Genomic DNA, 10422 nt, shown 5'->3' on the forward strand with positions numbered 1-10422 from the left:
CCATGGCAACCCGGCCCAAAACCCGCAAACTCGCTCCACTGCTTACCGTTGCGGGCTATCTGCGCCCCTATGGCTGGCGGGTGGCCGGCGCCTCCGCGGCGCTGCTGCTCACCGCGGGCGCCACGCTGTCTCTCGGCCGCGGCATCCAGATACTGATTGATCGCGGCCTGACCGGTGGCACGGTTGAGGATCTGCGCTTTGCCGTACTCGTCATGCTCGCCATCAGCGCGGTCATCGCAGTTGGCACGTTCACGCGCTTCTACCTGGTTTCCTGGCTTGGCGAGCGGGTCAGCGCCGATCTGCGCAAGGCGGTGTTCGACAATGTGGTGCACCTGCATCCGGGCTTCTTTGAAGCCAATCGCGCCGGCGAGATCATGTCCCGGCTGACCACCGACACCACGCTGCTGCAGACGATCATTGGCTCATCCCTGAGCATGGCCCTGCGCAGCGGCCTCACACTGACCGGGGCCCTGGTGCTCATGTTTCTCACCAACCTCAAGCTCAGCCTGATCATTGTCGCCAGCGTACCGCTGGTCCTGCTGCCGATCATCATCTTCGGTCGCCGCGTACGTCGCCTGTCCACGGCCAGCCAGGACAGCATTGCCAACGTCGGCAGCTATGCCGGCGAAATCATCCAGAACATCAAGGTAGTGCAGAGCTACAACCGCGAGAATTTCGAAAGCGAGGCCTTCACCGGCGAAGTGGAGCAGGCCTTTGCCATCGCCCGGCGCCGCATCCGCCAGCGCTCCCTGCTGATCGGCGGTGCCATCATCCTGCTGTTCAGCGGCATGGCGGTGATGCTGTGGGCGGGCGGCAGCGATGTCATTGCGGGCAACATGAGCGGCGGTGAACTGGCCGCATTCGGCTTTTACGCCATCATGGTCGGCAGTGGCTTCGCCACCCTGTCGGAGGTCTGGAGCGAAGTGCAGCGCGCAGCGGGTGCCGCGGAACGCCTGCTGGAGCTGTCAGGAGAGCAGAGCGCCGTAACGGACGGCAGCGGCCAGGTGCAGGCGAAAGCCGGGGAACCCGCCAGCATGACCCTGAAAGACCTGGTATTCCACTATCCCTCGAGGCCCGATAACCCGGCGCTTGACGGCTTTACGCTGGAAGCGGCGGCCGGCCGCAGCCTGGCGCTGGTGGGCCCCTCTGGCGCGGGCAAGAGCACGGTTTTCGAGCTGCTGCAGCGTTTCTACGATCCGGACAGCGGCAGCATCATGCTGGATGGCAGGGATATTCGCGAACTCAGCCTGCAGGCGTTGCGCTCACAGATTGCCCTGGTGCCACAGCAGCCGGCCCTGTTCACCGGCAGCGTGCGCTACAACATTGCCTACGGCAAACCGGCGGCCAGCGATAACGAGATAGAGGCAGCGGCGCGGCGCGCCCAGGCCCACGACTTCATCACGCAGCTTCCGAACGGCTACGACAGCGATCTGGGCGACCGCGGAGTGCGTCTGTCGGGAGGGCAGCGCCAGCGCATCGCCCTGGCCCGTGCAATCCTGCGCGACCCCCGGCTACTGCTACTGGACGAGGCGACCAGCGCTCTCGATGCGGAAAGCGAACACCAGGTGCAGCAGGCACTGCGGGAGCTCATGCGGGGCAGGACATCCATCATCATTGCGCATCGGCTGTCGACCATACTGCACGCCGATACCATTGCCGTGGTGGACGGCGGCAAGGTCATTGCCACCGGGACACATGCGGAACTGCTGGCGTCGAATCCGCTTTACGCCAGACTCGCGAGCCTGCAGTTCAGGGAGATGGACGTCGCCAGCCCACCGGCGCGGACCGCCTGAGCAGACGCAGCCGGTCTCGACGCTCCTGCTCCACGCGCCCCAGGTCGCGGAAAGTGTCGCGGTAGATTTCACTCATGTCCTGCAGCCAGCCCAGACCCAGCCGGGTGTTGTTGACGGCACAGAGCAGCGGTGCGCGCAGGGGCTGGTCAAGCACGAAGTAGAGAGATTCGCGGGTCGCCGAGGAGAGGTGGTCCAGCGTTGAGACGCGGCCGTTCTGCCACGCCATTGACAGCACCTCGAAGGACTCCAGCGCTGCCTCGACACCCACCCATTCAGTGACGGCCCCGCGCTCCACGCCGCGCCGAAGGCGCCGGCGCAGCTTTCTCGCCAGCTGGCGGAACTCGCGCTGGACGCGGCGACCGAACACCGGATCCGACGCCGGATGCAGGCTGTCATCCGCCGCCAGCTCGCGCCAGTCACCGGGGCCAAGCACGGCATTCAGCAGCGGAAAAACCTCTTCCTCTTCCAGGTTCATGTGTTCATGGGAGCGTCGGATATACTCGCGCCCGAGAGCCACCATGTCGCTGCCGGCCGTCTCACCGGAGCGCCAGCCCTCGATGGCGAGCAGCAGCTTGCGCCCGAGGCGGGCCATCTGTTCGTGCTCACGCTGCAGCTCGCGCATGTCGATCGCGGCATCGGGGTCAAGATCGGCTACGTGATCGTAGATCAGATCTTCCCGGGGATGGTGGAAGCGATCAGGCCACATGACCATGTAATCCATGATCTCGTAAAGCACGTGGGGATCGACCAGATCGCCGCGCTCGACTGCGTTGAGCTGTTGCGTGAGCAGGCCCATGATTGCGCCAATATGGCGGTGCTCTGCGCGCAGCGCCTTCAGCAGGGGCGCGTCGCCAGCGGCGGACGCTGAATCGTGTGCCGTCATGCCCGGGCGACGCCTGTCAGCTGAACTCGCGGATCAGGCCGCCGATGGTTTCCTTGGCGTCACCGAACAGCATCCGGGTATTCTCCTTGAAGAACAGCGGATTCTCGATACCGGCAAAGCCGGATGCCATGGAGCGCTTGAGCACGAATACCGTGCGTGCGGAATCGACGTTGATCACCGGCATGCCATAGATCGGGGACGACGCCACCTCACGTGCCGCCGGATTTACCACGTCATTGGCGCCGATGACGATCGCAACATCCACGGTTTCCATGCGCGGATTGATCTCGTCCATCTCCAGCAGCTGGTCATACGGCACATCTGCCTCGGCCAGCAGCACGTTCATGTGCCCGGGCATGCGCCCTGCCACAGGATGGATACCGAAGTTGACCTCGCAGCCATTTTCCTCGAGCAGCTCACACAGTTCCTTGACCACGTGCTGGGCCTGGGCGACCGCCATGCCGTATCCCGGGATGATGGCGACATTGGTTGCCGCTTCAAGAACGTAGAAGGCATCCTCCACCGAGATGGGTTTGACCTCGCCCTCGATCTCCACCGTCTCGTCACTGACAGCGGTGAAGCCACTGAACAGGACATTGCTGAGGGAGCGGTTCATCGCCTTGCACATGATCTGCGTGAGAATAATGCCCGAGGCACCCACCAGCGAGCCGGCGACGATCAGGATATTGTTGTTCACCGCAAAACCCGCCGCACAGGCCGCAAGACCCGAGTAGGAGTTCAGCAGGGAGATGACCACGGGCATGTCCGCACCGCCGATCGGAATGACCAGCATGATGCCGAACAGCAGCGACAGGCCAATGACCGTATACAGCCACACCGGATCGGAGGGTGTCAGGCAGAACATGATGGCGCTGGCGACAATGCCGATAACAATCAGGGAGTTGACGATCTGCTGCCCCTTGAAAGTGACGGCACCGCTGCCGATCGTCTCGCTGAGTTTGCCGTAGGCAATGAGCGAGCCGGTGAAGGTCACGCCGCCGATCAGGATGGACAGCACAACCGTTATCAGGGTGAAGGTGCCCACCGCACCGCTGATCGCCGCCGCGCCCACGAGGAGACTGGCCATACCGCCGAAGCCATTGAACAGCGCCACCATTTCGGGCATGGCGGTCATCTGCACCAGGCGGGAGGCCGTGGCGCCAATCAGGCCACCGATCACGAAGCCGCCGAGGATAAAGCGGTAGTCGACAATGCCCTGATCGGTTAGGGCAGCGACAATGGCGATCAGCATGCCGATCGCGGACAGGGTGTTACCGCGGCGCGCCGTGCCCGCAGAGCCTAGTAGCTTCAGGCCAAAAATGAACAGCGCCGCCGCAACGACGTAGGCAATCTGAATACCGAGTTGCGAAGATTCCATGTTCAGCCTCCCCTCTTCTTGAACATGGCCAGCATGCGGTCAGTCACCATGTAGCCTCCGATAACGTTGATGGAGGCAAGCGCCACGGCCCCCGCGCCCATCCAGTTGGCGAGATCCTGCTGCCCGGTGCCGGCGAGGCTGATAGCGCCCACGACCGTGATACCGGAGATGGCGTTGGCGCCGGACATCAGCGGCGTATGCAGCGTGGCAGGCACCTTGTTGATCAGCTCAAAGCCGACAAAAATCGATAACATCAGGATAAATGTGAGAAATACAGCTTCCATGTCAGTCCCCTCCCGCCTGCAGTTTCGCTATGGTTTCGTTCACCACCTCTCCGGCGTGGGTAATGACGCAGCCGGACTGGATGTCGTGCTCCAGATCTATGCTGAAAGCCTTGGCTTCCTCGTCCCAGCAGTCATCGACCAGGTTGAACAGATTGCTGGCGTACATATGGCTGGCATCGCGACAGACAAAATTCGGCAGATTGCCGTAGCCGATCACCGTTACGCCGTTCACCTGGACGATCTCGTTCGGCACCGAACCTTCGACGTTACCCCCCGTCTCGGCGGCCATGTCCACCACGACCGATCCGGGCTGCATGCCCTCCACCATATCGCGGGTGACGATGACCGGCGGCTTGCGCCCGAAGACCTGGGCCGTGGTGATCACCACATCCGATTCCGCGATCACGGCTTTCTGTGCCTCGCGCTGCTTGTCAATCTGCTCCGGGGTCAGCTCCTTCGCGTAACCGCCCGCGGCCTCACCGGTTTCGCCGAGGTCGATCTCGAGAAAGGTCCCGCCCAGTGATCGTACCTGCTCTGCAACCACCGGGCGCGTGTCGAAGGCCGTCACCCGGCCTCCCAGTCGCTTCGCCGTGGCAATGGCCTGCAGACCCGCCACCCCGGCACCGATAACGAAGATCTTGGCCGGCTTCAGCGTACCTGCCGGGGTCATCATCATCGGAAAGATTCGCGGCAGGTTCATGGCGGCCAGCACCACCATGACATAACCCGACAGGTTTGCCTGGGAACTCAGCGCATCCATTTTCTGACTGCGCGTCGTCCGTGGAATCATTTCCATGCTTATCGCCGTGACACCCTGCTCCCTGAAGCGTGCGATCAGCTCGTGCTCGTTGAACGGGTCGAGATAGCTGATGTGGATACAGCCTTTCTTCATGCTGGCAATTTCCTCCAGCGCCGGCTTGCGGATGCGCAGCAGCATATCGGCGGAGGAAATCAGTGCCTCGCGGTCGCTGACGACAGTGGCGCCGGCGTCGCTGTACTCGGCATCCTGGAATCCGGCCCCTTCTCCGGCACCGGCTTCAATCTGCAGGTCAGCGCCGAGCCGGCACAGCTTCTTGGCTGTTTCGGGGGTGACTGCAGTGCGATTCTCGCCCGGATGTGTCTCCTTCGGAATTCCTAAAAGCATGTGAGTTGTTACCCCGTCTCTTCTGGTATTGTTTGCTGCGCCCTCTGGAAGAGGTCGCCGGCTCCCACTGATAACGCCTGCAATGCCAGGCCGGCTGATACAGAGCCAACCGCTGGCTGACGCGACTTTATCACAGGGAGAGTGAACGGTATAAGCGGACCTGCCGCCGACGTGTCCTGCCTGCCCGCCGCCTGACCGGACAACGGGCTCGCGGCGAGGGCGGCTTCAGCCCGCGTGCAGGCGCAGGAAGGGGTTCATCCAGCGGTATTTCCAGCCGGTGAAGCGCAGGGGGGCATCGAGTACCGCCAGACAGATACAGTCCTGATCCGCCAGGGCCTGTGGCGCGTGCTCGTCTTCCTGCCGACGATACGTGAAATCACCGGGATGGTAGGTGCCGCGATCATCGCTGAACCCGCCCTCGAGGATCAACGTCATTTCGCTGCCGCGGTGACCATGATCGGGAATCACCCCGCCGGCCTTGATGTGGTAGAGCGCGAACTCGTAGTTGGGGTCGCCGGTCTGCAGTCGGGTAATGCGCAGAGCATCTGTCACCTTGCGCCAGGGCAGGTCGGAAAAGTCGCCCTGCATCAATCGCTGAAGGAGTGCCGGCGTGGCGTTACTGCCCGCCTGATCGGCCGGACTGCTGTGATGCAGCGGCGCCTCTTCATCGAGCCGCGCCAGCACACGATTGAGCAGGACGTCGCCGACCGGCACGGGATCGGCCGATTCAAACAGCGCCGTGCCGATATTCTGCAGCTGAACAACGCTGTGCCGGCATTCGGCGCAGTAGTTGAGGTGAGCAGCAACGCAGGCGGACTGCGCTACCGAGAGTGATCCCGCCGCGTGCTCGGTGAGCAGCTCCAGCTGGGGGTGAAAAGTCGCCATTTGCCTATACCCTCTCGAATTGAACCTGCAGCTTCTGGATAGCCAGTCGCACGCGCGACTTGACGGTTCCAAGTGGCAGGTCAAGCTCGGCTGCAGCCTCGGCGTGGGATTTCCCCTCCATGTACACCTTGGCCAGTATCTGCGTCTGGTCAGCCGGCAAATCTGCCATCATTTCTCTTATACGCTCGCCACTGCGTTTGGACTGCAGCTGGGCAAACGGCTCTTCGCCATCCTGCTCCGGCGTGAAGTCCTCAGCCGCCAGCGGCGTGTCAAATTTCTGCAGACGCCGGAACATGTCGGTGCGACAGTTCCGGGCAATGGTGTACACCCAGGTGCTCGCGGCGGCTTTTTCGGGGTTGAACGCACCGGCCTTCTGCCACACCTTGAGCATGACTTCCTGGACGAGCTCATCGGCATGGGTTGCCGACATGGTCGATCCCGACAGCGCAAACGCCTTGATCAGGGGGGCGAAATGCCGGAACAGCCGGGTGAAGGCAGCGCGATCCTCGTGCTCCGCAATCTGCGTCAGGCACTCGCTCCACTCGTCAGTGCGTCGTCCGGTCGGTGCCGTCCACACGTTCTGTTTCTCCCCCACGACCTGCATTATTGGTGCACTCCTGCATATTGACACGTTATCCTTACGCCGCACAGGCCAGACCGGATCAGACGGGCGCGCGGTCTGATCCAGCAGATCGCCGTGAACGTAACCCAGACTGTGTTTGCTCACTTGCATGACACACTGCCAACAGCAACCCGGGAGAGCATCAGCATTGGATATTGCCGTCATTGGCTCTGGCATTTCGGGGTTAGCATGCGCTCACTACCTGAGCCAGGGGCACCGGGTACACGTCTTCGAAGCGAACCGACAGGTCGGCGGCCATACCGCAACAGTCGACGTTGAGCTCGGCACGCGCCGCTATGCCATCGACACTGGCTTCATCGTTTTCAACGACTGGACCTATCCGGAGTTCATTGCCCTCATGGAAGAGCTGGGCGTCAGCAGCAAGCCCACCACCATGGGGTTCAGTGTGCACGATCGTGAGCGCGGGCTGGAATACGCGGGCAGCGGACTGCCGGCACTGTTCGCCCAGAAGCGCAACCTCGTCTCGCCCCGCTTCCTGGCCATGGTCAGGGATATCCTGAAGTTCAACCGCGCCGCCGTTCGCGACCTCGAATCCGGCGCCGTCGCCGACGACGCCACCCTCGGCGACTACCTGAACGAGAACGGTTACAGCAGCAGTTTCCGCCACGACTATCTGGTGCCCATGGCCTCGGCAATCTGGTCATCGGACTGGCAGGCCATCGAGGCGTTTCCGCTGGCGTTCTTCCTGCGTTTTTTCCGCAACCACGGTCTGCTGTCGATCACCAACCGGCCGCAGTGGCGCGTGATCGAGGGCGGATCGCGGGAATACCTGCGACCGCTGTGCCAGCGTTTCGAAAAACGCATCCATACCGGATGCGCGGTCACCGCCATCCAGCGCGGCGAGGACGCCGTGACGCTGCACTTTGCGAATGGCGAGCCCAGAACCTTCGATCAGGTGGTTATCGCCACACACTCGGATCAGGCGCTGGCCATGCTTGGCGATGCGTCACAGGATGAGCGCGACATCCTTGGGGCGCTGCCTTACCAGTCCAACGATGTGGTCCTGCACACGGACACACGCCTGCTGCCGACCCGAAAAATCACCTGGTCAAGCTGGAATTATCGCCTCGGCGTCGACGAGGGCCGCGCGATCGTCACCTACAACATGAACATACTGCAGGGCCTGACAGCGCCGGAAACCTTCTGCGTGACTCTCAACCACAGCAGCGCCATCAACCCGAACAAGATCCTTGGACGCTTCCGCTACGATCACCCCGTGTTCTCCCGGGAAGGTATCGCCGCGCAGCAACGCTGGCAGGATATCAACGGTACAAGGCGCACCTGGTACTGCGGCGCCTACTGGGGCAACGGCTTCCACGAGGACGGCGTGGTCAGTGCGCTGCGGGTTGCCAGGACCCTGGCGGATGCGGGGGCGCACTGACACCATGACCTCCCGCCTGTATACCGGACTGCTGCGCCATCGGCGGCACCTGCCGCGGCCACACCGCTTCAGCTATCGGGTGTTCATGCCCTTTCTGCGACTCGACGAGCTGCCGGAACTGTTCGATGACATGCTGCTCTGGTCCGCCCGGCGTCCTGCGCTGGGCCGCTTCCGGCGTGCCGACTTTCTGGGAGACCCGACCATCGACCTGCAGACGGAAGTGCGGCGACGCATTCTGGAGGAGACCGGCAGACAGCACACGGGGCCCATCTACCTGCTGGCCAATCTGCGCTACTTCGGCCTGCAGATGAACCCGCTATGCTGCTATTACTGCTATGCCGATGACGGGATCACGCTGGAGTACCTGGTGGCGGAAGTCACGAATACTCCCTGGAACGAACGCCACAGCTATGTCATGCAGGCCAGCAACGACAGCGCCACGCTGCGCAGCGACTTCGACAAGAACTTCCACGTGTCGCCTTTCAACCCCATGAACATGCGCTATCAGTGGCGCAGCAACACCCCCGGCGAGCGGCTGGCCATTCATCTCGCCAACAGCACGGAAGAGGGCACCGTGTTCGACGCTACCCTTTCACTGCGCGCGGAACCCCTGACGGCGGGCAATCTCAACCGCATGCTACTGCGCTACCCGCTGATGACCGCAAAGGTGGCGGCCGCCATTTACTGGCAGGCACTCAAGCTTTTTATCAAGCGCATGCCCCTCTACCCACATCCGAAAACAGGATCTTCTGGAGTATAAGATGAACGATATCAGTGTCAGCAGAATCCGCCTGCTGCCGCAGGCTCGCAGCCTGTTCAGCGGCGATCTGGCAAGACGCATGCTGTTTCGCGTCCTCGACAATATCGGCACCGGCAGTCTGACCCTGCACGACAGCGGTGACACCTGGCAGTTCGGGGACCCGGCCCGGGAGGGGGAGCCACATGCCGAAGTCGTTGTTCACAACCGGGACGTCTACCGCAAGGTTCTGACAGGCGGCACCATTGCCTCCGGCGAGGCCTACATCGAAGGGGACTGGTCTGCCACGGACCTGACCGAGGTCACCCGGCTGTTCAGCGCCAACCTGGGCATGATGGAAGCCATGGAAGCCCGCCAGCACTGGTACACGCGCCTCGGACTGCGGCTTGCCCACAAGTTCAACCGCAACACCCACGAAGGCTCCAGGCGCAACATTTCAGCGCATTACGATCTCGGCAACGACTTTTTCCAGCTCTTCCTCGATCCCACAATGATGTATTCGGCGGCGGTATTCGAGCGCGAGGATGCCAGCCTGGAGCAGGCGGCAACCGACAAGCTGGACGCCATCTGCCAGCAGCTGGAGCTAACGCCGGACGATCATCTGATGGAAATCGGCACCGGCTGGGGTGGCATGGCCATCCACGCCGCGCAGCGCTATGGCTGTCGCGTCACCACTACCACCATTTCCCGTGAGCAGTTCGAGCACGCCTCACAGCGCGTCCGCGAGCTGGGACTCGAAGACCGCATCACGGTTCTGTGCGAGGACTATCGCAACCTGCAGGGCCGCTTCGACAAACTGGTATCGATCGAAATGATCGAAGCCGTGGGACACGATTTCTACAGCAGCTACTTCAACTGCTGCAGCCGCCTGCTCAAGGACACCGGCAAGATGGTCATTCAGGCCATTACCATCAGCGACCAGCGCTACGACCGCGCTCGTCGCAGCGTCGACTACATCAAGCGCTACATTTTCCCCGGTGGCTGCCTGCCATCGCTAGCGGTAATTGCCGACCATCTTGCCCGGGACACGGACATGCAGATGGTGCACCTGCGCGACATCACCCGCGACTACGCCATCACCCTCGCGCACTGGCGACAGCGTTTCCTGCGGGAACTGGAAACGGTACGCGAGATGGGCTTTGACGACCGCTTCATTCGCATGTGGGAATTCTACCTGTGCTACTGCGAGGGCGGGTTCCGGGAGCGCATTATCGGCACTGTTCAGCTGTCCTTCGCCAAACCCGGCTATCGTCCCCCCGTCGCGGGCTGATCCC

The 10422-nt window shown here is 62.4% G+C and carries 10 protein-coding genes; 4 read left to right on the top strand and 6 right to left on the bottom strand.

The genetic code is table 11. From position 1 onward, the window contains the following. Positions 1-2 precede the first annotated feature (2 nt). Positions 3-1793 (top strand): ABC transporter transmembrane domain-containing protein, encoded by a 1791-nt coding sequence (locus EV688_RS06810; RefSeq protein ID WP_117315126.1) that lies wholly within the window; start codon positions 3-5, stop codon positions 1791-1793. Here the strand turns inward: EV688_RS06810 and EV688_RS06815 are convergent. The 6 genes from EV688_RS06815 to EV688_RS06840 form a co-directional block, all read right to left on the bottom strand. Continuing rightward, positions 1750-2676 carry a hemerythrin domain-containing protein gene (locus tag EV688_RS06815; RefSeq protein ID WP_117315128.1) on the bottom strand — a complete coding sequence of 309 codons (927 nt, stop codon included), beginning with the start codon at positions 2674-2676 and terminating at the stop codon, positions 1750-1752. The genes EV688_RS06810 and EV688_RS06815 overlap by 44 nt on opposite strands. A 16-nt stretch (positions 2677-2692) precedes the next feature. Then, positions 2693-4054, bottom strand: a complete 1362-nt coding sequence (locus EV688_RS06820; protein ID WP_117315130.1) for an NAD(P)(+) transhydrogenase (Re/Si-specific) subunit beta — start codon at positions 4052-4054, stop codon at positions 2693-2695. Between the two features lie 2 nt (positions 4055-4056). Then, a complete protein-coding gene (locus tag EV688_RS06825) occupies positions 4057-4338 on the bottom strand; it encodes an NAD(P) transhydrogenase subunit alpha part 2 (RefSeq protein WP_117315131.1) in 282 nt (93 codons plus the stop codon). Position 4339: 1 nt separating this feature from the next. After that, a complete protein-coding gene (locus EV688_RS06830; RefSeq protein ID WP_117315133.1) occupies positions 4340-5482 on the bottom strand; it encodes a Re/Si-specific NAD(P)(+) transhydrogenase subunit alpha in 1143 nt (380 codons plus the stop codon). Between the two features lie 225 nt (positions 5483-5707). After that, positions 5708-6367, bottom strand: a complete 660-nt coding sequence (locus tag EV688_RS06835; protein WP_117315135.1) for a ChrR family anti-sigma-E factor — start codon at positions 6365-6367, stop codon at positions 5708-5710. A 4-nt stretch (positions 6368-6371) separates the two neighbouring features. Further along, positions 6372-6971, bottom strand: coding sequence for a sigma-70 family RNA polymerase sigma factor (locus EV688_RS06840; protein WP_117315137.1), 600 nt, complete (start codon positions 6969-6971; stop codon positions 6372-6374). A gap of 166 nt (positions 6972-7137) precedes the next feature. On the opposite strand from EV688_RS06840, the gene EV688_RS06845 reads away from it, so the two are divergent. Genes EV688_RS06845 through EV688_RS06855 form a run of 3 tightly spaced genes read left to right on the top strand, consistent with a single transcriptional unit; the run spans position 7138 to position 10418 of the window. Next, a complete protein-coding gene (locus EV688_RS06845; protein WP_117315139.1) occupies positions 7138-8391 on the top strand; it encodes an NAD(P)/FAD-dependent oxidoreductase in 1254 nt (417 codons plus the stop codon). A gap of 4 nt (positions 8392-8395) precedes the next feature. Next, the gene (locus EV688_RS06850) at positions 8396-9151 is read left to right on the top strand and encodes a DUF1365 domain-containing protein (protein ID WP_117315262.1); all 756 of its coding nucleotides are present in this window, start codon (positions 8396-8398) and stop codon (positions 9149-9151) included. A 1-nt stretch (position 9152) separates the two neighbouring features. Further along, on the top strand, positions 9153-10418 hold the full coding sequence (locus EV688_RS06855) for an SAM-dependent methyltransferase (RefSeq protein ID WP_117315141.1): 1266 nt from the start codon (positions 9153-9155) through the stop codon (positions 10416-10418). Positions 10419-10422: the final 4 nt, after the last annotated feature.

The sequence above is a fragment of the Chromatocurvus halotolerans genome, from assembly GCF_004340525.1.
GTDB lineage: Bacteria > Pseudomonadota > Gammaproteobacteria > Pseudomonadales > Halieaceae > Chromatocurvus > Chromatocurvus halotolerans.

Coding starts and splice junctions, on each gene's coding strand:
- EV688_RS06810 (WP_117315126.1), top strand. CDS start 3: ATGGCAACCCGGCCCAAAACCCGCAAACTCGCTCCACTGCTTACCGTT.
- EV688_RS06815 (WP_117315128.1), bottom strand. CDS start 2,676: ATGACGGCACACGATTCAGCGTCCGCCGCTGGCGACGCGCCCCTGCTG.
- EV688_RS06820 (WP_117315130.1), bottom strand. CDS start 4,054: ATGGAATCTTCGCAACTCGGTATTCAGATTGCCTACGTCGTTGCGGCG.
- EV688_RS06825 (WP_117315131.1), bottom strand. CDS start 4,338: ATGGAAGCTGTATTTCTCACATTTATCCTGATGTTATCGATTTTTGTC.
- EV688_RS06830 (WP_117315133.1), bottom strand. CDS start 5,482: ATGCTTTTAGGAATTCCGAAGGAGACACATCCGGGCGAGAATCGCACT.
- EV688_RS06835 (WP_117315135.1), bottom strand. CDS start 6,367: ATGGCGACTTTTCACCCCCAGCTGGAGCTGCTCACCGAGCACGCGGCG.
- EV688_RS06840 (WP_117315137.1), bottom strand. CDS start 6,971: ATGCAGGTCGTGGGGGAGAAACAGAACGTGTGGACGGCACCGACCGGA.
- EV688_RS06850 (WP_117315262.1), top strand. CDS start 8,396: ATGACCTCCCGCCTGTATACCGGACTGCTGCGCCATCGGCGGCACCTG.
- EV688_RS06855 (WP_117315141.1), top strand. CDS start 9,153: ATGAACGATATCAGTGTCAGCAGAATCCGCCTGCTGCCGCAGGCTCGC.